This is a genomic window from Streptomyces cyslabdanicus, from assembly GCF_052663305.1.
The window spans coordinates 203909-223793 of record NZ_JBQRUW010000028.1; the positions used below are offsets into that span (position 1 = coordinate 203909).

25 protein-coding genes are annotated in these 19885 nt (G+C 71.9%); 4 read left to right on the forward strand and 21 right to left on the reverse strand.

Going from position 1 to position 19885, the window contains the following annotated elements; all coding sequences use genetic code 11:
- The first annotated feature begins 79 nt into the window (after window positions 1-79).
- Window positions 80-271 carry a hypothetical protein gene (locus ACTYVM_RS18095; protein WP_445526872.1) on the forward strand — a complete coding sequence of 64 codons (192 nt, stop codon included), beginning with the start codon at window positions 80-82 and terminating at the stop codon, window positions 269-271.
- On the opposite strand, the gene ACTYVM_RS18100 is transcribed toward ACTYVM_RS18095, so the two are convergent.
- The 5 genes from ACTYVM_RS18100 to ACTYVM_RS18120 all read right to left on the reverse strand — a co-directional run bounded on the left by ACTYVM_RS18100 (window position 246) and on the right by ACTYVM_RS18120 (window position 5474).
- On the reverse strand, window positions 246-1019 hold the full coding sequence (locus tag ACTYVM_RS18100; protein WP_445526873.1) for an HAD family hydrolase: 774 nt from the start codon (window positions 1017-1019) through the stop codon (window positions 246-248). The two genes, ACTYVM_RS18095 and ACTYVM_RS18100, sit on opposite strands and share 26 nt — an antisense overlap.
- Window positions 1019-1897, reverse strand: a complete 879-nt coding sequence (locus ACTYVM_RS18105; RefSeq protein WP_445526874.1) for a winged helix-turn-helix domain-containing protein — start codon at window positions 1895-1897, stop codon at window positions 1019-1021. Before ACTYVM_RS18105 ends, ACTYVM_RS18100 begins: the two co-directional genes overlap by 1 nt.
- A gap of 126 nt (window positions 1898-2023) precedes the next feature.
- On the reverse strand, window positions 2024-2938 hold the full coding sequence (locus tag ACTYVM_RS18110; RefSeq protein ID WP_445526875.1) for a winged helix-turn-helix domain-containing protein: 915 nt from the start codon (window positions 2936-2938) through the stop codon (window positions 2024-2026).
- 411 nt (window positions 2939-3349) lie between these two features.
- Window positions 3350-4609 (reverse strand): GNAT family N-acetyltransferase, encoded by a 1260-nt coding sequence (locus ACTYVM_RS18115; RefSeq protein ID WP_445526876.1) that lies wholly within the window; start codon window positions 4607-4609, stop codon window positions 3350-3352.
- A 196-nt stretch (window positions 4610-4805) separates the two neighbouring features.
- Complete coding sequence (locus tag ACTYVM_RS18120; RefSeq protein WP_445526877.1) at window positions 4806-5474, reverse strand: RsiG family protein; 669 nt, start codon at window positions 5472-5474, stop codon at window positions 4806-4808.
- A gap of 172 nt (window positions 5475-5646) precedes the next feature.
- Between ACTYVM_RS18120 and dtd the strand changes: the two genes are divergently transcribed.
- Entirely contained in the window at window positions 5647-6072 is a 426-nt protein-coding gene (gene dtd, locus ACTYVM_RS18125) for a D-aminoacyl-tRNA deacylase (protein ID WP_086728435.1), read from the forward strand.
- A gap of 46 nt (window positions 6073-6118) precedes the next feature.
- On the opposite strand, the gene ygfZ is transcribed toward dtd, so the two are convergent.
- The 6 genes from ygfZ to ACTYVM_RS18155 all read right to left on the reverse strand — a co-directional run bounded on the left by ygfZ (window position 6119) and on the right by ACTYVM_RS18155 (window position 11092).
- Window positions 6119-7084, reverse strand: a complete 966-nt coding sequence (gene ygfZ, locus ACTYVM_RS18130) for a CAF17-like 4Fe-4S cluster assembly/insertion protein YgfZ (RefSeq protein WP_445526878.1) — start codon at window positions 7082-7084, stop codon at window positions 6119-6121.
- Window positions 7085-7094: 10 nt separating this feature from the next.
- Entirely contained in the window at window positions 7095-7565 is a 471-nt protein-coding gene (locus ACTYVM_RS18135) for a Fur family transcriptional regulator (RefSeq protein WP_445526879.1), read from the reverse strand.
- Between the two features lie 84 nt (window positions 7566-7649).
- Window positions 7650-8225: a heme-binding beta-barrel domain-containing protein gene (locus tag ACTYVM_RS18140; protein WP_445526880.1), complete on the reverse strand. Its 576-nt coding sequence runs from the start codon at window positions 8223-8225 to the stop codon at window positions 7650-7652.
- A gap of 223 nt (window positions 8226-8448) precedes the next feature.
- On the reverse strand, window positions 8449-9387 hold the full coding sequence (locus tag ACTYVM_RS18145) for a hypothetical protein (RefSeq protein WP_445526881.1): 939 nt from the start codon (window positions 9385-9387) through the stop codon (window positions 8449-8451).
- Window positions 9384-10226: a hypothetical protein gene (locus tag ACTYVM_RS18150; RefSeq protein ID WP_445526882.1), complete on the reverse strand. Its 843-nt coding sequence runs from the start codon at window positions 10224-10226 to the stop codon at window positions 9384-9386. Before ACTYVM_RS18150 ends, ACTYVM_RS18145 begins: the two co-directional genes overlap by 4 nt.
- Window positions 10227-10324: 98 nt before the next feature.
- Window positions 10325-11092, reverse strand: coding sequence for a hypothetical protein (locus ACTYVM_RS18155; RefSeq protein ID WP_445526883.1), 768 nt, complete (start codon window positions 11090-11092; stop codon window positions 10325-10327).
- A gap of 104 nt (window positions 11093-11196) precedes the next feature.
- Here ACTYVM_RS18155 and ACTYVM_RS18160 point away from each other — a divergent pair, with 104 nt between their 5' ends.
- On the forward strand, window positions 11197-11559 hold the full coding sequence (locus ACTYVM_RS18160; RefSeq protein ID WP_445526884.1) for a DsrE family protein: 363 nt from the start codon (window positions 11197-11199) through the stop codon (window positions 11557-11559).
- A 35-nt stretch (window positions 11560-11594) separates the two neighbouring features.
- Here ACTYVM_RS18160 and ACTYVM_RS18165 read toward each other — a convergent pair whose 3' ends face one another.
- From ACTYVM_RS18165 to ACTYVM_RS18200, 8 genes are all read right to left on the reverse strand, one after another.
- Complete coding sequence (locus tag ACTYVM_RS18165) at window positions 11595-11852, reverse strand: DUF3099 domain-containing protein (protein WP_400035318.1); 258 nt, start codon at window positions 11850-11852, stop codon at window positions 11595-11597.
- Between the two features lie 129 nt (window positions 11853-11981).
- The gene (locus ACTYVM_RS18170) at window positions 11982-12269 is read right to left on the reverse strand and encodes a DUF1416 domain-containing protein (RefSeq protein WP_010351646.1); all 288 of its coding nucleotides are present in this window, start codon (window positions 12267-12269) and stop codon (window positions 11982-11984) included.
- A 48-nt stretch (window positions 12270-12317) separates the two neighbouring features.
- The gene (locus tag ACTYVM_RS18175) at window positions 12318-13163 is read right to left on the reverse strand and encodes a sulfurtransferase (RefSeq protein ID WP_445526885.1); all 846 of its coding nucleotides are present in this window, start codon (window positions 13161-13163) and stop codon (window positions 12318-12320) included.
- A 142-nt stretch (window positions 13164-13305) separates the two neighbouring features.
- Entirely contained in the window at window positions 13306-13386 is an 81-nt protein-coding gene (locus ACTYVM_RS18180) for an Ms5788A family Cys-rich leader peptide (protein ID WP_400035584.1), read from the reverse strand.
- A 205-nt stretch (window positions 13387-13591) separates the two neighbouring features.
- Window positions 13592-14335, reverse strand: a complete 744-nt coding sequence (locus ACTYVM_RS18185) for an LmeA family phospholipid-binding protein (protein ID WP_445526886.1) — start codon at window positions 14333-14335, stop codon at window positions 13592-13594.
- Between the two features lie 180 nt (window positions 14336-14515).
- Window positions 14516-15181, reverse strand: coding sequence for a 3-oxoacid CoA-transferase subunit B (locus ACTYVM_RS18190; protein WP_445526887.1), 666 nt, complete (start codon window positions 15179-15181; stop codon window positions 14516-14518).
- Window positions 15178-15846, reverse strand: a complete 669-nt coding sequence (locus tag ACTYVM_RS18195; RefSeq protein WP_445526888.1) for a 3-oxoacid CoA-transferase subunit A — start codon at window positions 15844-15846, stop codon at window positions 15178-15180. The genes ACTYVM_RS18190 and ACTYVM_RS18195 overlap by 4 nt, the downstream gene beginning before the upstream one ends.
- Window positions 15843-17042: a thiolase family protein gene (locus ACTYVM_RS18200; protein WP_445526889.1), complete on the reverse strand. Its 1200-nt coding sequence runs from the start codon at window positions 17040-17042 to the stop codon at window positions 15843-15845. Before ACTYVM_RS18200 ends, ACTYVM_RS18195 begins: the two co-directional genes overlap by 4 nt.
- A gap of 84 nt (window positions 17043-17126) precedes the next feature.
- Here ACTYVM_RS18200 and ACTYVM_RS18205 point away from each other — a divergent pair, with 84 nt between their 5' ends.
- Window positions 17127-18014: a LysR family transcriptional regulator gene (locus ACTYVM_RS18205; RefSeq protein WP_445526890.1), complete on the forward strand. Its 888-nt coding sequence runs from the start codon at window positions 17127-17129 to the stop codon at window positions 18012-18014.
- A gap of 149 nt (window positions 18015-18163) precedes the next feature.
- On the opposite strand, the gene ACTYVM_RS18210 is transcribed toward ACTYVM_RS18205, so the two are convergent.
- On the reverse strand, window positions 18164-19591 hold the full coding sequence (locus ACTYVM_RS18210; RefSeq protein WP_445526891.1) for a hypothetical protein: 1428 nt from the start codon (window positions 19589-19591) through the stop codon (window positions 18164-18166).
- A gap of 4 nt (window positions 19592-19595) precedes the next feature.
- A complete protein-coding gene (locus ACTYVM_RS18215; protein WP_400035302.1) occupies window positions 19596-19850 on the reverse strand; it encodes a MoaD/ThiS family protein in 255 nt (84 codons plus the stop codon).
- Window positions 19851-19885: the final 35 nt, after the last annotated feature.

Sequence of the window (19885 nt, forward strand, 5' to 3'; positions counted from 1 at the left end):
CGGCAGGGGACATCCACTTCAAGGCAACCAGCCCAATTGGGCTACTAGTTGGCCAACTCGCTGACAAATGGAAGGGTGGGTGGGGAACGTGGTCCAGCTGCAACTGCTCAGGGCCCTGGGGGAGTTCCTCCTGACACGCGAGGTGCAGGCCCGGCTGGGCCTGGTGGGACTGGCGCTGCTGACCGCGGTCACGGTGGGCGTACGGGGCCGCAGTACTCGGCTCGCGGTCGGCGCGGCCGTGATCTTCACGCTCCTGATGACCCAGGCCTGACCGTCCGGAGGATCCGCAGTACCGGCTCCAGGGACTCCACGACCACCGTGGCGCCCGCCTCCCTGAGCAGTTTCTCCTTGCGGGCGTTGCTGGCGTAGCCGAGGAAGGGTACGCCGGCCCGCAGGGAGGCCTCGTGGTCCGTGGGGGTGTCGCCGATCATCAGGGCCCGCGCGGGGGAGGCGCCGGTGGCGGCCAGGGCGCGGTTCAGGCAGTGCGGGTCGGGCTTGAGGTGTGCCAGGTCCTGGGTGCGTCCGTAGACATGAGGGGCGAAGCAGTCGTCGAGGTCGCGGCGCGCGAGGTACTCGCGCACCACGAGGGGCGAGTTGTTGGTGGTGATGGCCAGGCGCGACCCCAGGGCCCTCCAGGTCCGTATCAGCGGGTCGGCGTAGGGGGTGGGCCGCGCGGAGGCGGCGGCCCGCAGCTCCTCCTGGGTCAGCCGCTCCTCCAGCTCCGTCACGAGGTCGCTGCCCGGGTGCCGGCGGTCCACGGCGCGCAGGACGACGTGCGGGTCCAGAGACTGCCGTTCGGAGCCGGTCAGCAGGCCGTGCAGGCCCCGGTCCTCCAGCCACCCGACCAGTTCCGTCGCCACCCGCTCCGCCGAGTGCCCGGCGAACAGCCGGCAGATCGGCCCGTCGAAGTCCCAGAGCACGACACGGGCGCCCGCGATCAGGTTCCGCAGTTCCTCGGTCTCGGTCTCGTTCTCGGTCTCAGTTGTCGCCGCTTCGGTCTGCGTCGCATCAGAAGTCACTAGGAGAGTGTCAGATCCGACGTGATGGTTTCCCAGAGGGCGTCGAACCACTTCTGCGATTCCGCCACGAACGCGGCGTCGCGCTGCCCGGTCGCCTCCTCGAAGGAGAACAGCAGGGACTCCGTACCGAGGACGTCGTACATGTCCAGCGTCCCGTCGTCGGCCTGCTCCTCGCGGCGGGTGATCATGTAGTACGCGATCAGCGCCTCCGCGCCGTTGAGCAGGTACAGCTTGACCGGCGGGGTGAAGGGCAGCGCGCGGAATCTCACGCGGACGTCGATGCCGTGGGTGGCGCGCAGGGCTTTGAGGTTGTGGCTCAGGACGTGGCCCTGGGCGTTGCGCTGGGCCAGCCAGCGCTGGTGGACCGGGTCGTCCTCGCTGGGCCGGTCCACCGAGATCGGGAAGGCCAGGTCGATGTTGCGGGACGGCAGGAGAATGCGCACGTCGATCGACTCGGGGCGCAGCCGTCCCTCGTGGATCAGACGCAGGGGCTCGCCGACGGCGACCATCAGGGTCTCGGCCGTGAGGCAGGCCGCGTCGATCCTGACCTGCGGGGCGGAGAAGGCCTCCACGAGCCGGGGCGCGAGGCCGACCATCGTCGGCTGCGGCTCCGCGCGGGCGGCGACGGGCGCGGCGACCCGCGGCGGGCTGCCCTTGGTGACGTTGCTGAGCAGGCCGTCCGCCTGGAGCACCCGCAGGGCCTGGCGCACGGCTCCGCGCTCCACCCCGAACTCCTCCGCGAGTTCGGCCTGGGTGGGCAGGCGGTCGCCCGGCCGGAGCTCGCCGGTGCGGATCCGTTCCCGCAGCGCCTCGGCGATCTCCTGGGGCGAGCTCCTTCTGCTGCCGTTCACGGCCACGCTCTCCTGGGTCACAACCAAACGCTACAACTTTGCCCTATCTGGCGGGAGTTGTTTGGAACTTGTTTATGGATAACCGCCAAGTGGGGCCAACTGCCGCACGGTTGGTCACCAACCCGACTGGGGTGGCGCTCCCCGCGGGAGGCGTCAGCCCGTCAGCAGCAGCTCCGAACTGATCGTCTCCCACAACGCGTCGAACCACACGTGGGACTGCTCGACGAAGGTCGTGTCGCGCGGGTCGGCACCCTGCTCGAAGGCGAAGAGGATCGACCGGGTGCCCTCCGCGTCGTACAGCTCCAGGTGCTCGTGGTCGATCTCCTGCTCACGCCGCCGCAGCGTGTAGTACGCGAACAACGCCTCCCTGTCGTTGAGCAGGTACAGCTTGACCGGTGGAGTGAAGGGCAGCGCGCGGAAGGTCACGCGGACGTCGATGCCGTGGGTGGCGCGCAGGGCCAGCAGGTTGTGTTTGAGCACCTGGCCCTGGGCGTTGCGCTGGGCCAGCCAGCGCTGGTGGACCGGGTCGTCCTCGCTGGGCCGGTCCACCGGGATCGGGAAGGCCAGGTCGATGTTGCGGGACGGCAGCAGCACGCGGACGTCGACCTTGGCCGGTTTCAGTCGCCCGGCGTGGATCTGCCGCAACGGCTCGCCCATGGCCAGGGTGAGCGAGATCGCGGTCAGGCAGAGGGCGTCGATCTCCACGTGGGGAGCGTCGAAGGCGGCCTCGATACGGGGCGCGAGCGCGGCCGTGGTGGGCAACGGCGGGGCGAAGGGACCGCCGGTCAGGGCCCCCATCGGGTCGGCCGCGACGGTCGCCGGGCTTCCCCTGGAGACGTTGGTGAGCAGGCGCTCCGACTGGAGGACGCGCAGGGCCCGGCGCACGGCTCCGCGCTCGACGCCGAACTCCTCGGCCAGCTCGGCCTGGGTGGGCATGCGCCGGCCCGGCCGCAGCACCCCTGTCCTGATCCGGTGCCGCAGTTCGTCGGCCACCTCGCGGTGTGACCTCTGTGGCCGCTGTGACCTCTTCCGCCCATTGACGGAGGCGTGTTCCGGGTCCACACCCAAACGGTACAACTTCCCGCCATCTTCCGGCAGTTCGCGGGAAGATGGTTATGAGCCGCTTCCAAGCGGAGATAACAGCAGTGGAGTTGGTAGCCAACTTGAGCGACCTGGCCAGACTTTCCAAGTGTTGGCCACCAGGGTGACGGTTGGAGAACGTACGACCGTGCTCCCTTCCGGAGGGGAGCCGGGAGCTCGGTCGGCCGGCGCGCCAACGGGGAGCGGCAGCCGATGATCCGGCACCGCACAGGCACAGTCACAACTGAACAGCCGGCGCACAGCCGGCGGGTACGGCAGGCACAGTCACAACCGAACATGCCGCACAGCCACAACTGAAGACCGTCTGTACCGCCACAACTGAACAGCCAAGCTACGGATGCGTCATACCTGTCACCCGTCATCGGCAGGAAGGAGCGCTCAGAACATGTCCGGGCACCAAGGCCGCCTGGACGTACGCAGCAGGGCGTCGGCCCCTCGGGCGGCGCCCGCTCGTTCTTCCCGGACCCGGCCCAGCGCGGCGAGCCGCACCGCCGACTCGTCGCCGAGCCACAGGGTCGCCAACTCCGCCACGTCCAGCGTCAGATCGGCGCTCTCGGTGGTCGGCGTACAGATCCCTCCGGCGGGCGACGCCTCGAGCCGCCAGCGCCCGCCGGCCAGTCCGGCCCGGTCCAGGACCTCCAGCACCAGCGTGCCCGTGCCCTCGTACGTCCGCGCCTCCAGGGCCTCTGCGACGTCGAGGATCCGCACCCACAGCCAGTCCGCGTGCGTGGTGATCGTGGCGGCGCGCGGGTCCGGCAGGAAGAGGGGGAGCAGGTCGTCGGGGGCCCGCCAGCCGCTTTTGACCTTCGTGATCCAGTCGATCGAGCACAGGTACAGCCACAGCGCGCGCTCGGCGGCCGGGGTCACCGCGATCAGGTTCTTCACCGTGGCCGTGTTCAGCGGCTGCTTGGCGTCCGACCAGGTCTCGTCACAGTGGTACGCCGCCAGTCCCTCGACCGTGCCGCCCGCTGCCCGGTAGACGGCGTGGAAACGGTCGGTCCACCGGCTGGGGTCCGGGCGCAGTGCGCCGGTGCTGACCCGCCACCAGCGGTCGGAGCGGTCGATCGCGCCGGGCTGGGCGCGGCGCAGCCGCTCGTGCAGCTCCGGGCCGAGCTTGCGTACGTCGTCGGCGTCCACGAGGTCGACCCGGCCGCCGTCGTCCGGTCCCGCCCAGCGGGGGTCGAGGCCTGCCCGGGGCACGTCGATCGCCCACTCGGTCATCCAGGTGGCCGGGCCGAAGCCGTAACGGCCGTAGATCGGGTACTCGGCGGCGATCAGGGTCGCCACGACGTCACCGCGCTCCTTCGCGGCCGCCAGGTCCTGGGCCATCATCCGGGTCAGCAGACCGCGGCGGCGGTGGGTGGCGGAGACGGTCACGTTGGATATGGCGTCGGCGGGAACGGTCGCGCCGCCGACGGCCGTGAGCTCCTGCGGGAAGGACCGGAACGTCGCCACGCACCGGCCGCCGTCGAAGGCGCCGAGGGTGCGGGACGGCTCGATGTACGTGCGCCCGTCGGCGATCGCGGCCTCGGAGTCACCGGGGGGACGCAGGAAACCGGTGTTCACGGCGCGGATCCAGTCGGGGATCTCGGCGTCGGTGATGGGACGTACGTCGATGGCGGGGCTGGCGGCAGTCATGGGCCGACAGTAGGGGGGCCGGGGACGGGATGTCGCGGTGTTTTCCCCGCCCCGCCCTCGCCGCCCCCGTTCCCCTCCCGAACCCGCCCCACGGTCGTCCCGAACCCGCCCCACGGTCCCGCCGTCCACGCCGGCTCCCGGGGTCTCCGCGGCCGCCGCGACCTCCGTGGCCTCCGTGGCCTCCGTGGCCGCCGCGTCAGACGAGCAGGTCGTCGACCTGTGCTTCCCCTTCACGGTATCTGCGGGCGATCTCCGTGCCGCAGCCGTCGGCCGTGCGCTGCAACTGCTGCCGCCGACCCGACACCTGCTGCTCGTACCGCACCAGCCGCCCCATGGCCGCGCCCAACTCCCGGTCGGTACGCGCCCCGAGGTCCGACAACTCGACCTCGGCGAGCATCTGGGCCGCCAGCCGGCTGTACTCCTCCCCATGCGGTGTGCCGAGCGTCACATGCCGGGCGGAGGAGCGCTGCCGGGCGGGCGCGTCCTTGAGGATCTCCGCGAGCCGCTCGACGACGGACCCCTGCTCGGGCGCGGGCACCTGCCCGGCGCCCAGGACCGACTCCGGCCCGCGCCGGGCCAGCTCCGCGCGCAGGATGTCGATCCGCCCCTGGAGCAGCCGCCGTACGTAGCTCAGGTCGGCCTCGTCCCGCTGCGCCTTCCGGCGCAGGGCGCGCAGCTCGGGCAGGCTCAGCACGCCCAGGTCGGGATGCCGGGCGTATCCCGTGCTGGACGAGCTGGGATCGGGGTCCACAGCGGGCGGCCCGGGGCTGTCGACGCGCTGCACGGGCGGCCGGTGGACCTCGGCGACGTCCGCGCGGATCGGCGAGGCCGCCGCCGGGTGCCGCTCGGTACTCGATGTGCTCATGGCGCCTCAACCGTCCCCTCGACCGGCGCGTACGACAGCATCGTGCCACCCTGGGTGGCCAGTATGTGACCGAGTGCCCCCGATCAGCCCCGGATGGGGGGTTACGGGGCAGAAAGAAGCACGATATGGCCCCGGGGGGGCACCCGGACGGCCGAGGGGCATCATGGTCGGCATGCGTGCAGTGGTGCAGAGGGTGGACGGCGCGAGCGTCGTCGTGGACGGCGAGACGGTGGGGGCCATCGAGGGCGAGGGGCTGTGCGTCCTCGTCGGGGTCACCCACGAGGACACCAAGGAGAAGGCGGCGCAGCTGGCCCGCAAGCTCTGGTCGATCCGCATGCTGCACGACGAGAGGTCGTGCAGCGACACCGGCGCCCCGCTCCTGGTCATCAGCCAGTTCACGCTGTACGGCGACGCCCGCAAGGGCCGCCGCCCCACCTGGAACGCGGCCGCGCCCGGCGAGGTCGCCGAGCCGCTGGTGGAGGAGGTGGTCGCGCAGCTGCGCTCCCTGGGCGCGACGGTCGCGACGGGCCGGTTCGGGGCGCGGATGCGGGTGTCGCTGACGAACGACGGCCCATTCACGGTCCTACTGGAGATGTGAGTCCGGGGCCCGCCGGAACGTGCGCCGGAGCCGGAGCCCCGGGGGGCTACGGCTCCACGACCACTTCCTGCGCGGCCGCCGTCTCGCCCGCCATCAGCCGTGCGTCCACCGGGACGTTCCGCTTGACCAGGGCGAGCGCGACCGGGCCGAGCTCGTAGTGCCGTACGGACGTGGTGATGAAGCCGATCCTGCGGCCGTCCGGGCCCTCGTCGGCGAGGCGGATCTCCGTGCCGGGCGTCGGCAGGTGCACCTCGCTGCCGTCCAGGTGCAGGAAGACCAGGCGGCGCGGCGGCTTGCCCAGGTTCTGCACCCGGGCCACGGTCTCCTGACCGCGGTAGCAGCCCTTCTGGAGGTGCACCGCCGTGCCGATCCAGCCCAGCTCGTGCGGGATGGTGCGGTGGTCGGTCTCGAAGCCGAGCCGGGGCCGGTGCTGCTCGACGCGCAGCGCCTCGTGGGCGAGGATCCCGGCCGGCGGGCCGGCCTGGCCCGCGTAGGACTCCAGGTCCACGCGGGGCAGGAAGAGATCGCGGCCGTAGGCGGTCTCCCGCACGACGACCCCCTCGGGTGCCTCGGCGATCGAGCCGGCCGGCAGGTGCACGACGGCGAAGTCGGCGGTCCGGTCGGCGACCTCGACCCGGTAGAAGAACTTCATCGACTCCAGGTAGGCGATCAGCGCCTCCTGGGTGCCGGGTTCCACATGGGCCCAGACCGTCTCGCCGTCGTCGACCAGGTAGAGCGCGTGCTCGATGTGGCCGTGCGCGGACAGGATCAGCGCCTCGGTGGCCTGGCCTGGCGGCAGCTCGCTGACGTGCTGGGTGAGCAGCAGGTGCAGCCAGCTCAGCCGGTCCGCGCCGGAGACGGTGACGACACCGCGATGCGAGAGGTCGACGAATCCGGTGCCGTCCGCGAGGGCGCGCTGCTCGCGGAACAGGTCGCCGTAGTGGGCGGCGACGCCTTCGTCCACGCCCTCGGCCGGGACGGCGCCGGGCAGGGACAGCAGGGGGCTCTTCATGAACACAAGCCTACGACTCGCTACTTGGACCCCGGTCGGCCGAGGCGCCCGAAGCCGTCGCGGCCTTGCGCGCGCAGTCCGCGCACCGCCCGAAAATCGCGAAGTGCTTCATGTCCGTGTCGAAGCCGAACTGCTCCCGCAGCTTGGCGGTGAACTCGGCCGCCACCGACAGGTCCGCCTCGATGACGTTCGTGCAGTCCCGGCAGACCAGGTGGATGTGGTGGTGCCGGTCCGCCAGGTGGTACGTCGGCGCGCCGTGCCCCAGATGGGCGTGGCTGACCAGCCCGAGCTCCTCCAGGAGCTCCAGGGTCCGGTACACGGTGGAGATGTTCACCCCCGACGCGGTCTTGCGCACCTCGCCGAGGATGTCATCGGGTGTCGCGTGCTCCAGGCTGTCGACGGCTTCGAGCACGAGTTGCCGCTGCGGGGTCAGCCGGTAGCCGCGCTGCCGCAGATCGCTCTTCCAGTCGATGCTCACCACGCCCCAAGTCTAGGACGGTGACCCGGCCGGGCTCACTCGAAGAACCCGGCTCACTTGAAGAACCGGCTCACTTGAAGAACCGGCTCACTTGAAGAAGGCGATGCCGTCGTCCGGGAGGTCGTCCGGGAGGGCCTTGGCCCAGCGCTCGACCTGTTCGGGGGTGACCACCTTCTTCAGGTGGGCCGACATGTAGGGGCGCAGCTCGACCTCGGGGGTCTGCTTCTCGCCGACCCACATCAGGTCGCTCTTGACGTAGCCGTACAGCCGCTTGCCGCCGGTGTAGGGGCGGGAGGCAGCGGTCCGGGCGACCGCGTCGGTGGCCAGCTCGATCTGCGGCTTCTTGTGGGCCAGCTCGCCGTACCAGATCTCGATGGCGCCGTCGTCGCGGGTCATCGTGACCTCGACCTTGCGGTCGGCGTCGATCCGCCAGAAGCCGGACTCGGACTCCAGCGGCTTCACCTTGTTGCCGTCGTTGTCCAGCACCCAGGTGTGGGACCGGTACTCCAGGAAGTCCCGGCCGTCGTGGGTGAACGTGACCTCCTGGCCGAAGTTGCACTTCTCCGCGCCCGGGAAGTCGTGCACGCCGGCACCGGCCCAGTCGCCGAGCAGGAAGGCGAGGGGGACCAGGCCCTTGTGGAGGTCGGACGGGATCTCGATCATGAGCAGCCGTTCCTGGATGTCGTCGTCAGCGCTGGCCCTGGTACAGCTTCTTCACGGTCAGGTAGGCGAAGGCGAGAACGCCGACGCAGACCAGGACCAGAAGGGTTTCGAAGAAGATCTCCACGGGGTGCTCCTCGGTTGAGCAGGTGCGGTACGTACACAGGGCCGGACCCCAGCTTAGTCGGCCGGGGTCCGGCCCTCTTGGCGAGGTGCGCCCCCGGCCTCAGGCGAGCAGTTCGCTCTGCAGGACCACCGTCTGCTGGAAGGGGACAGCGGCCGCGGCGCCCTTGCGGGACTGGACGATCACCGCGAGGGTGTCGCCCGCCGTCAGGTACGCCTGCCGTACCTGTTCGGCGCCGTAGGGCTTGGCCTCGGTATAGCTGAAGTACCGGATGCCCTCGAGTTGGGCCCTGAGCGGAAGGTCCTCGTCGGCAGCGGGCGTCTCGGATCCGCGCATCTGGTAGCGCGGGCTGTCGTACGAGACGATCGCGTTGCCGTAGGTGACCATGTTGTCCACCAGCGCGGCACTGTTGAACTGGAGCAGGTAGATCCGCGTGTGCGTGCCGTCCTGGGTGGTCCAGCCGCGGGCGGCGATGTGCCGCAGGCCGTGATCGGTCAGCCTCTGCCCGAACTCCTTCTGTTCGTCCTTCAGCGCGTACTCGGCGAGGAAGCCCTTCGTCTCCAGCCAGCCGTCGGTGCCGCGCAGGGTTCTGTCCTCACGGGCCCCCGTGGGCGCGGGCAGCACGAGAGCGCGCAGGTCGGCGTAGTGCGCCCCGGCCTTGTTGGACTCGGCCAGCGGAGGGGGGCTGCCGGACGGCAGCGGCGGCCGGACGAGCTGCGGGTAGTCCCAGCGGCCGTCCGAGGCGGTGGCGAGGCCGGGGACGTCCGCGCGTTCCATGCCGGTGATGCCGTACGCCGTTCCCGCCCCGGCCACCGCGAACACGACGACGGCCGCGGTCCAGCGCAGTACGGCCCGCAGGCGCCGCCGGCTTCCACCACCGGGCGGGGGCCCCGGGAGGACGGTGGCGGCCGACGGCACGTCCGGCGTCGGGGGGATGTCCGGCATCGGCGGTTCGGCCGCCGGCCGCGGCACGTCCGGCATCGGCGGTTCGGCCGCCGGCTGCGGTGCCGCGGCCTCAGGTGCCTGCTGCTGCTCGGTCATACGGCCTTCCCCGGGTCCTTGATGCGGTCGAGCTGGTCGCGGAGCAACCGGGCCACGCTCTTCTTGTCCAGCGGCTTGACCCCGTACGCGGTGGCGCTGACCAGGACATCGCCCTCGTAGGCGGAGCAGATCATGCGCTCGAGCCTCACGCGGGATTCCGTGGGCAACAGGAAGCAGCGGGCGTTCGGGTGGCCTTCGATCCTGGGTCCCGCCCGGAAGACCTTCATCGCGGTGAGGAACTCCTGCTGAGTGGCCGCGACGGAGCGCACCGTTCCGCGGTTCTCCATCCGGGAGAGCACGATCTCGACACCGAAGGCGGTGTCGGCCTCCTCGTCGCTGCTGCTGCCCGGGCTCTCGAGGCTGAGGTAGCTGCGCATCACCATGCCCGTGATGTGCTGCTTGTCGACCTGCTTCTCCACCAGCAGCCGCTGGGAACGGGGCAGGACGCTCAGCGGCTCCTTGCGCAGCGCGGTGGCCTGGGCGCCGCTGAGCTCGGCGTCGGCGCCGTACTCGCCCAGGTCCGGGCCGCGCCCGTATCCGTTGGTGCCGTAGGGGAGCAGCATCGCCTTCAGGCCGGTGGCCTCGGGCTGGTGTCCGTCCGCCACCGGCTCGGGCAGGCGCCAGACGGGTGCGCCGGGGTCGTGGTCGGCATCGCGTACGGTGACCACGGTGAAGCCGGTGCCGCCGACGAGCGCGGCGAGCAGCACGACGCATCCGGCGACCAGCCCGACGCGGCGGCGCCGGGCGGGCTTCACGGCCGCCTCCGGCTGCGGCCCCGGCGAGGGCGCGGCAGGCTCCGGCTCCACCGAGGGCGCGGGCACGGGAGGCTCCGCGGGCATGGGAGGCTCCGGTTCCGGCGGAGGCGCGGTCTGCGCCGTGGGTCCGGCCGGTGCGGGCTCGTCGGCCTCAGCGGCCGGCTCCGTGCTCGCGTACTCGCTCACAGCCGCCCCACCTGCCGCTCGGCCAGGCTCATGATCTCCTTCTTGGGTACGGGCTTGGTGTCGTAGATGTAGATGTCCATCGCGATGTCGCCGCGCCAGGCGTGCGCCTCGGCCAGGTACACCGGGAGGTAACCCGGCTCCCTGTCGGGCGTGCTGTGCACGTACACCCTGCTGTCGTCCGTGCCGGGGATGGGCCAGCCGTCGTCGCCCGAGTCGTGCTCGGCCCAGTACTGCTGGTCGTAGGCGTGGCCCGCGGCACCCACCCGCTCCTCCTGGCGGTACTGCACGAGCTGGATCTCGACTTGGTGCGTGTCGGTGGTCCGCCACGCGGCCACCGCGGCACGGCGGAACTCGTTGCCGACCTGAAACCCGAAGGCCTGGTCCGGTTTCTTGAAGGTACGCACGTACTCGGCAAGGTCCAGCCAGCCCTGACCGCCCGGCAGGTCGACGTCCCGTGCCCCGCTCGGCCGCTTGAGCAGCAGCTTGCGCAGGTCACCGTCGGTGCGCACGCGCCGGTCCTGCGCCGCCGACAACGGCTCCGCCTCGCCCTTGGCCTGCTTCACGACCGGCTGGGACAGCGGCGGCAGCGGCGTCGGCGTACGGCCGGCCTGGACGACATAACCGGTGCACGTGCCGGCGACGACGCCCAGCACGGCGGCGGTGGCGACGAGCAGTGCGGTACGGCCGCGGCGGCGGGCGCGCGGTGCGCCGGGCGCCGGCTCCTGGATCTCGGGTGCTTGTTCGGGTCTTTCCGGTACTTCCAAGACGTCCCCCCCACGAGAACGGGAAGCGCGCCTTCCGTATGCGCGCTCCCAGAAGACTCATGGGCGATGCAAGGAGTTGTAAAGATCTTTATTACGATCGAGGCATGGCGAAGAAGCTCGTGATCAAGGTGACGGCGGGGGCGGACGCCCCTGAGCGGTGCTCGCAGGCGTTCAACGTCGCGGCGGTGGCCGTGGCGAGCGGGGTCGACGTCTCCCTGTGGCTGACCGGGGAGTCCTCGTGGTTCGCGCTGCCGGGCCGGGCCGCCGAGTTCGAACTGCCGCACGCCGCGCCGCTGCCCGAGCTGATCGACTCGATCCTGGCGGCCGGGAGGATCACGCTGTGCACCCAGTGCGCGGCGCGGCGCGAGATCACCGAGCAGGACGTGATCGAGGGCGTGCGGATCGCGGGCTCGCAGGTCTTCGTCCAGGAGGTCCTCGGGGACGAGACGCAGGCGCTCGTCTACTGAGGCTCCCCGCGGCGGGATCGGTGCCCGGCGGAGAGTCAACGCCGCTTCTTGCCGTCCAGCTCGTCCCACCACTCGTCGGACTTGGGATCGCCGGACGGGTCGTCCCACCAGCGGTCCTCGGGCCCGCGCCGGTTGGCGACCATGGCGGCGACCGGCGGGATCACCATGGCGACCAGGCACATGCCGACGGCCGCGGGGACCGACCAGATGCGCACGACGCCCCAGGCCAGGACGAACAGCCCGATGCAGACGGCCATCATGGCGAAGTAGACGTGCCGACGTCGCGCGTACATACCTCAAGGGTAGGTCCGCACGGGCACGCCGTGCCGGGGCGAGAACGCCGGCAAGCACGCCGAAAGGGCCGCACCCCGGGTGTCCAACCCGTGGGGTGCGACCCTTCGGCCGTACCGTGCTCCGACCGCTCAGACCGCGATCGCGACCTCCGCGAGGCCACCCTGCTGGGCGACGACCGTGCGGTCGGCGGTGGCGCCGGGGACGAGGGCGCGGACGGTCCAGGTGCCCTCGGCCGCGTAGAACCGGAACTGGCCCGTGGCGGAGGTGGGGACCTCCGCGGTGAACTCGCCGGTCGAGTCCAGCAGGCGGACGTAGCCCGTCACCGGCTCGCCGTCGCGGGTCACCTGACCCTGGATCGTCGTCTCACCGGGCTTGATCGTCGAGGCGTCCGGGCCGCCGGCCTTCGCTCCACACATGTGCTTCTCCAGAGGTTCGTGAGGTCGAAACGGTCTGAACCGTCGTGCTTACTTGCCGGCGCCGAGCTCGATCGGCACGCCCACCAGGGAGCCGTACTCGGTCCAGGAGCCGTCGTAGTTCTTGACGTTCGGGACTTCGAGCAGCTCGTGCAGGACGAACCAGGTCAGCGCGGAGCGCTCACCGATGCGGCACAGGGCGATGGTGTCCTTCGCCAGGTCGACCTGCTCGGCCTCGTAGAGGGCCTTGAGGTCCTCGTCCGACTTGAAGGTGCCGTCGTCGTTGGCGTTCTTGGACCACGGGATGTTCCGGGAGGTCGGCACGTGGCCGGGGCGCTGCGACTGCTCCTGCGGCAGGTGGGCCGGGGCGAGCAGCTTGCCGGAGAACTCGTCGGGCGACCGGACGTCGACGATGTTCAGCTTGCCGATCGCCGCCACGACCTCGTCGCGGAACGCGCGGATGGAGCTGTCCTGCGGCTTGGCCCGGTACTCGGTCCTGGCACGCTCGGGCACGTCGGTGCCGTCGACCAGCTCGCGGGCGTCCAGTTCCCACTTCTTGCGGCCGCCGTCGAGGAGCTTGACGTTCTCGTGGCCGTACAGCTTGAAGTACCAGTAGGCGTACGAGGCGAACCAGTTGTTGTTGCCGCCGTAGAGGATCACCGTGTGGTCGTTGGCGATGCCCTTCTCCGACAGGAGCTTCTCGAAACCGGCCTGGTCGACGAAGTCGCGGCGGACCGGGTCCTGGAGGTCCTGGGTCCAGTCGATCCGGATGGCGTTCTTGATGTGGTTCTTGTCGTACGCGGACGTGTCCTCGTCCACCTCGACGATGGCGATGCTCGGGTCGTCCAGGTGCTCCTGGACCCAGTCGGCGTCGACCAGGACGTCGCTGCGGCTCATGCTCAATCTCCTCCGGGGCAGGTACGGCGGGGTGTGCGAGTGCGAGGGGGCACACGGGTACGCGTTCGGGTGCCGGCGTACAGGGCGTGCGGGCGGGCCCCGGGTCGTTACGGGGCGCAGGGACGCGGGAGAGGGCTCCCGCTCAGGAAAGGCGACAGAGCATGGCGGCAACGCGGCACAGGTCCACTGCCCGCCGCTTCGTGAGATCCGCCTGTCGCTGCATGGGGTCGATCGTAGGGAGGGAGGGGCGGGCGTGTCACCGGCGTGCCGAATGCTGAGACATGATCGTCCGGGGTGTGGGATGGGGGAGCGCCCGGACCGTCGGCGTACGACCTCCGGGCGCTCCCGCCCGCTCCCGGCCGCGCGGCGCATCTGCGGTGCGGACGAGGACGTCTCGCCAGTCGGACAACTCCTCGTCCACCGCGTGTCTACCCGGCCAGTTCGACGTCCGAACCCTTCAGCGTGATCTCGACGCCGTCCGCCGCCGCCCGGACCGAGTCCAGCTCGATCCCGGTGGGGAGCCGGTCGATCGCCTGCTGGAAGTCCGTGATCGACCGGACCGGGCCCTCGGGGAGCCGCACGCCACCGACCACGGGCAGGGAGTCGGCGCGCACCTCCACCTTGTCGCCCCGCACAGCGGCCGAGCTGCGCAGGGAGACGCGCTGCTTGTCCTTGAGGCCCAGCACCGAGAACTTGACCTCGATGTCGACCTTAATCTTGCCGTCGCCGCCGTCGGACAGGCCGACCACACGGGCGGTGACGCCGGGGGCGACCTTGGCGGAGTCGGACTTCGCGGCCTTGAGCAGCTCGTCGTAGGCGATGGTGGCGGTGCCGGTGGCGGTGGCGGCGGTGGCGGAGCGGTAGTCGCCGGAGAACCGCACGCCCTTCAGGTCCGCCGTGAAGCCGTCGACACGGATCTTCCGGGCGCCGTTGCCGGTGGCCACCTCGTAATCCCTGACGCCGACCTCGACGTCGTCCAGCTCGCCGCTCGCCAGCTGGGTCAGGAAGGGGAAGCCCTTGATGGACACGTCGGGGGTGCTCGCCAGGTTCTCGGCCGACTTCAGCCGGTCGGCCGCCTGCCCCTGCGCCAGATGCACCGCGACGCGATCGACCACCGCGAACAGCACGCCCACGACCACGACGAAGATCAGAAGTATTCGCAGCGCGCGCACCTGGTGATCTCCTCGGCTCGGCGACCCGACGACCGGAGGGCCGTCAGGCGCGAGCGTATCCCGGCCGGGCGGCCCGGCCGGGGAACTGTCGATCACCTGTGACAGACGCCCCGGCCCCCGTCGTGTACCGGATCGTCGGCGTGCACGGCGTGTACCGGGTCGTCGGTGTGTACCCGGTCGTCAGCCCCGTACGAGGGGGACGTCGACCCGGGCGGCGAGTTCGTCGAAGGTGAGGCCGGCGAGATCCCGGACGACGACCGCGCCTCCGTCGCGGGCGGGCGCCAGGTCGAAGGTCGCGACATCGGTGTAGACCCGGCCGACGCAGCCGACACCGGTGAGCGGATAGGTGCACGACCCGACCAGCTTCGACTCGCCGCTCCTGGTGAACAGCGACATCATCACCCAGATCTGCTGGGCGCCGATCGCCAGGTCCATGGCGCCGCCCACGGCCGGGATGGCGTCCGGCTCACCGGTGTGCCAGTTGGCCAGATCGCCGTTCGCGGCCACCTGGAACGCGCCGAGCACGCACACGTCGAGGTGTCCGCCGCGCATCATCGCGAAGGAGTCGGCGTGGTGGAAGTAGGCGGCACCGGGCAGTTCGGTGACCGGGACCTTGCCGGCGTTGGTGAGGTCGGGGTCGATCGCGTCGCCGGTCGCCGCCGGGCCCATGTTGAGCATGCCGTTCTCGGTGTGCAGCACGATCCCGGCGTCGGACGCCAGGTGGTCGGCGACCAGCGTGGGCTGCCCGATGCCGAGGTTCACGTAGGAACCGCGCGGGATGTCGGCGGCGATGGCCGCGGCGATCGCCTGGCGGTCACGGGGTTCGCTGGTGGTGCTCGTGGTCATGCCCGCTCCTCCGGTACGACGCGGTCTACGTAGATGCTCGGGGTGACGACGGACTCCGGGTCGAGCCCGCCGACCGGGACGACACGGTTCACCTGCGCGATCACCGTGCGCGCCGCCGTCGCCATCACGGGACCGAAGTTGCGGGCGGTCTTGCGGTAGACGAGGTTGCCCATCGTGTCGGAGACGTGCGCGCCGATCAGCGCGACATCCCCCTTGATCGGGTACTCGAGGACGTAGGTACGCCCGTCGATCTCCCGGGTCTCCTTGCCCTCCGCGAGCGGCGTGCCGACGGCGGTGGGGCAGAAGAACGCGCCGATTCCGGCGCCCGCGGCACGCATCCGCTCGGCGAGGTTGCCCTGCGGCACGACCTCGAGCTCGATCCGGCCGGCGCGGTAGAGGCCGTCGAAGACCCACGAGTCGGACTGCCGCGGGAAGGAGCAGACCACCTTGCGCACCCGTCCGGCGGCGAGCAGCGCCGCCAGGCCGGTGTCGCCGTTGCCCGCGTTGTTCGAGACGACGGTCAGGTCGGTGGCACCCTGCCGGATGAGCGCGTCGATGAGCCGCACCGGCATGCCGGCCATGCCGAAGCCGCCGACCAGAACGGTCGAGCCGTCGGCGACGTCGGCGACGGCCTCGTCGTACGAGTCCAGGATGGTCGCGCTCACTTGGTGGCCTCCACGTTCTCCAGAACCACGGCGAGGGCCTGGCCCACACCGATGCAGACGGCGGCGACGCCCCAGCGCTCACCGGACTCGGCGAGCCGTGCGGCAAGGGTCCCGACGAGCCGGCCGCCCGACGCTCCCAGCGGGTGGCCGAGCGAGATGGCCCCGCCCTTCGTGTTGACGATCTCCGGGTCGATCCCCCAGGCGTCCACACACGCCAGCGACTGCACCGCGAACGCCTCGTTGAGCTCGACCGCTGCGACGTCGTCCCAGGCGATACCGGCGCGGCGCAGCGCGCGCCCCGCCGCCTCGACCGGCGCGAAGCCGAAGTCCTGCGGGTCCAGGGCGAAGGCCGCGCGACCGGCGACCCGGGCCAGCGGCGCCACCCCCAGCAGGTCGGCGGCGGCCTCCGAGCCGACCAGCATGGCCGAGGCGCCGTCGCTGAGCGGGCTGGCGTTGCCGGCCGTGATCGTGCCGCCCTGCTCGACGGAGCGGAACGCGGTCCTGAGACCGGCCAGCTTCTCGGTGGTGGTGCCCGGGCGGAGGCTCTCGTCGCGTTCGAGGTCGGCACCGTCGACGGGCACGACGAGATCGTCGTAGAACCCGGCGTCCCAGGCGGCGGCCGCGAGCCGGTGCGAGCGCGCGGCGAACTCGTCCTGCCGCAGCCGCGAGATGGCGAACCGCTCCCGCAGCTGCTCGTTGCAGTCACCGAGGGACGCCGTCCACTCGGCGGGCATCCGGGGGTTGACCAGACGCCAGCCGAGCGTCGTCGAGAACGCGGTGGCGTTCGCGGCGGGGAACGCCTTCTCGGGCTTGGGCAGCACCCAGGGCGCGCGGGTCATCGACTCGACACCGCCGGCGGCCACCACGACGGCGTCGCCGGACTCGATCGCGCGCGAGGCCTGGATGAGGGCCTCGAGCGAGGAGCCGCAGAGGCGGTTCACGGTGGAGGCGGGCACCGAGGTCGGCAGCCCGGCCAGCAGCACCGCCATCCGGCCGACGTTGCGGTTGTCCTCACCGGCCTGGTTGGCGCAGCCCAGGATGACGTCGTCGACGCGCTCGGGGTCAAGGTCCGGGGCCTTGGCGAGCGCGCCCGCGAGCGCGGTCGCGGCCAGGTCGTCGGGGCGGGAGCCGGCCAGGGCGCCGCCGAAGCGGCCGAACGGGGTGCGGGCGGTGGTGTATACGAAGCTCGTCGTCACATCCGCAACGGTAGGCAGGCCGGATTGATTCGGTCCAATACTTGATCGACCCGCATTGATAAGGCTGGACTATATTTGGGGGTCATGGAGATCCGGCACCTGCGGTCGTTCCTGGTTCTGGCCGAGGAGCGTCACTTCGGCCGTGCGGCGCAGCGCCTGCACATCGCGCAACCGGCGCTCTCCCAGCAGCTCAAGACGCTCGAGCGCGAGGTCGGGACGACGCTCCTGGACCGCTCCACCCGCCATGTCGACCTCACCGAGGCCGGGCGCCTGCTGCAGGACCGCGCGGGACAGATCATCGCCGCCCTGGAACGGACCCGCACGGAACTGGACCTGCTCACCGCCGGCCGGGCCGGCAGCGTCCGCCTCGGATTCGTCGGCACCGCGACCTACGACGTGCTCCCCCTGGTCGCCCAGCGTCTTCGGGCCGAGCTTCCCGCCGTCCACCTCGACCTGCGCGGCGAACTCCTGGGTCCCGACCTGTTGGACGCCGTCCGGGAGGGCACGCTCGACCTCGCCGTGCTGCGGACCTCGGCCGCGCCGGGCGGCGGCCTCGTCATCCACCACCTGCGCGACGAGCCGCTCGTGGCGGTGCTGCCCGCCGGCCACCGGCTGGCCGGCTCGTCCGCGGTCGACCTGGCCGCGTTCGCGGACGAGGTCTTCGTGACCCATCCGGCCGGACACCGCTCGACGATGCAACCGCGTGTGCTCGAAGCCTGCCGCCGCGCCGGCTTCGAGCCGACCGACGTCGTCGAGGTCAGCGAGACCGGGACGCTGGTCGTCTTCATCGCGGCCGGCATGGGCGTGGCCCTGGTACCCGAGTCCGTGCGCTCCCTGCGCCTGGACGGCGTCGTGTACGTCCCGCTCACCGGTGCGCCCGAATTCACCCCCCTCGCCCTCGCCCGACGCACCGAGGCCTCCCCCGTCGTCCGCCGCGTGGCCGACGTCGTGCGGTCGGTGATCTCGAACTGACCCGACCCGCCCGGCCGTCGCCTGCTCGTCGCCCGGGTCCCTCCGAGGGGCCCTCACGAGCCGCCTCGCTCCGGGCGCTTCGGCAACCGGCCAGAGCCCTGACGGGACGGAGCGAACCACGGCTTCACGCAGCGGACGTCCGAGAGGCCCTAGCCCAGCGCGCGTCCCAGCACCCACACCGCAGGCGCCGCGGCCGACAGCGGCAGGGCGACGCCGGCCGTGAAGTGCACGAAGCGCGAGGGGTAGTCGTAGCTGGCCGCGCGGTGTCCGACCAGCGCGCACACCGCGGCGCCCGCGCCGAGCAGCGCGCCCTTGGCACCCAGGTCCGTCATGCCGCCGACCGCGATGCCCGCGCCCGCCGCCGCGAGCAGCGCGACGGCCACCGAGGCCGCCGTGGGCAGCGGCAGCGCCCGCGCCAGGACGGCCACCGCGACCGCCACCGCGCCGACCGCGACCGCGTCCGGCGGGGCGGCCAGATAGCCGGTCGCCACGATCGCCAGCGCCGCCGCGGCGATGGTCGCCATCAGGCCGTACATCCGCTCGTCCGGGTCCGCGTGGGAACGCAGCTGGAGGACGAGGGAGAGCAGCACCCACACCCCGAGCGTGCCCAGGATCGCGGCGGGCGCGTGTTCGCGGCCCGCGGCGAGCACCGCCACGTCCGCGGCGAGCGCGCCCGCGAAGCCGAGGGCGATGCCCTGCCGGGCGGGCCACATGCCGTTCAGCCGGAACCAGCCCGCGGCCGTCACGCCCTGGAGCACGACCAGCGGCAGGAGCAGCCCGTAGACGCCGAGTTCCGCCGCACCGGCCAGCAGCAGGCCCAGCAGCGCCGTGAGCGCGGCCGGCTGCATCCCGGGCTCGATGATCGGCGAACGTCCCTCGGCGCGGGCCCGCTGCGCGTCGGTGACCCGGGCGTTGCCGGCGAGGGTCGCGGGGCCGTAGTCGGGCCCGTCCCCGGCGGGGTCGGCCGCCGTCGCGGCGGCCGGGGCGGCGGCCTGCGGCTGCGGCGCGTGCTGCCCCACCGGGGGCAGGTACGCCGTCTCCGCGGCGGCGGCCGGGGCCGGAGCCTGCGGCTGCGGCTGCGACGCGTAGGAAGGCGCCTGCCCACCATGGCCCCCGCCGCCCTGGACCCCGGCACCCTGGACCCCGTGGGCCGCGACCGGCCCCTGGTGTCCCACCGGGGGAAGGTACGCCGTCTCCGCGGCGGCGGCCGGAGGCCGGACGTGCGTCTGGCTGTCCCAGGTCTGCCCCTGCCACTGCTGCGTGTACGGCTCGGCCGCGTGCGGGTCCCCGTACGCCTGCTGCTGCGCGGGCCACGTCTGCGGCTCGCCGTGCGGGTGGGCCTGCTGCGCGGCGGGCGCCTGCGACTGCGCGTGCGGGTACGGCTGCTGTGCCCCGGGCGCCTGCGGGTACGGCTGCCGGGGGTACGGCTGCTGCGCGGCGGGCGCCTGCGACTGGACCTGCGGGTACGGCTGCTGTGCGGCGGGCTGCTGGGGGTACTGCCCCGCGTACGGGTCGTACCCGCTGTAGGGGTTGTCGTACGGAGACCCGGGGGACCCCTCATACGGCCGGTCGGTCATGCGCTCACCCTCCTGCGAACGGGGGGAGCACCTCGACCGTGCCGCCCTCGGTCAGCCGTACCGTCTCATGCGCGCGCGTCCCCACCGGGTCGCCGTCGATGAGGAACGAGCACCGCCGCAGTACGCGGACCAGCTCACCGGGGTGCCGTCCGCGCACCGCGTCGAGCACCTCGGCGAGCGTCTGCGCCTCGTACGGTTCCTCGGCGACCCCCGCCGCGGCTTTCGCCGCCGCCCAGTAGCGCACCGTGACCTCTGCCATCCCGTCCCTCGATCACTCGTCTATGAACAGGGTCA

Excerpts from the sequence above, each read along its gene's own strand:
- ACTYVM_RS18115 (WP_445526876.1), bottom strand. The coding sequence starts at position 4,609 with ATGACTGCCGCCAGCCCCGCCATCGACGTACGTCCCATCACCGACGCC.
- ACTYVM_RS18120 (WP_445526877.1), bottom strand. The coding sequence starts at position 5,474 with ATGAGCACATCGAGTACCGAGCGGCACCCGGCGGCGGCCTCGCCGATC.
- dtd (WP_086728435.1), top strand. The coding sequence starts at position 5,647 with ATGCGTGCAGTGGTGCAGAGGGTGGACGGCGCGAGCGTCGTCGTGGAC.
- ygfZ (WP_445526878.1), bottom strand. The coding sequence starts at position 7,084 with ATGAAGAGCCCCCTGCTGTCCCTGCCCGGCGCCGTCCCGGCCGAGGGC.
- ACTYVM_RS18140 (WP_445526880.1), bottom strand. The coding sequence starts at position 8,225 with ATGATCGAGATCCCGTCCGACCTCCACAAGGGCCTGGTCCCCCTCGCC.
- ACTYVM_RS18145 (WP_445526881.1), bottom strand. The coding sequence starts at position 9,387 with ATGACCGAGCAGCAGCAGGCACCTGAGGCCGCGGCACCGCAGCCGGCG.
- ACTYVM_RS18150 (WP_445526882.1), bottom strand. The coding sequence starts at position 10,226 with ATGCCCGCGGAGCCTCCCGTGCCCGCGCCCTCGGTGGAGCCGGAGCCT.
- ACTYVM_RS18160 (WP_445526884.1), top strand. The coding sequence starts at position 11,197 with ATGGCGAAGAAGCTCGTGATCAAGGTGACGGCGGGGGCGGACGCCCCT.
- ACTYVM_RS18165 (WP_400035318.1), bottom strand. The coding sequence starts at position 11,852 with ATGTACGCGCGACGTCGGCACGTCTACTTCGCCATGATGGCCGTCTGC.
- ACTYVM_RS18170 (WP_010351646.1), bottom strand. The coding sequence starts at position 12,269 with ATGTGTGGAGCGAAGGCCGGCGGCCCGGACGCCTCGACGATCAAGCCC.
- ACTYVM_RS18175 (WP_445526885.1), bottom strand. The coding sequence starts at position 13,163 with ATGAGCCGCAGCGACGTCCTGGTCGACGCCGACTGGGTCCAGGAGCAC.
- ACTYVM_RS18180 (WP_400035584.1), bottom strand. The coding sequence starts at position 13,386 with ATGCAGCGACAGGCGGATCTCACGAAGCGGCGGGCAGTGGACCTGTGC.
- ACTYVM_RS18190 (WP_445526887.1), bottom strand. The coding sequence starts at position 15,181 with ATGACCACGAGCACCACCAGCGAACCCCGTGACCGCCAGGCGATCGCC.
- ACTYVM_RS18205 (WP_445526890.1), top strand. The coding sequence starts at position 17,127 with ATGGAGATCCGGCACCTGCGGTCGTTCCTGGTTCTGGCCGAGGAGCGT.
- ACTYVM_RS18210 (WP_445526891.1), bottom strand. The coding sequence starts at position 19,591 with ATGACCGACCGGCCGTATGAGGGGTCCCCCGGGTCTCCGTACGACAAC.
- ACTYVM_RS18215 (WP_400035302.1), bottom strand. The coding sequence starts at position 19,850 with ATGGCAGAGGTCACGGTGCGCTACTGGGCGGCGGCGAAAGCCGCGGCG.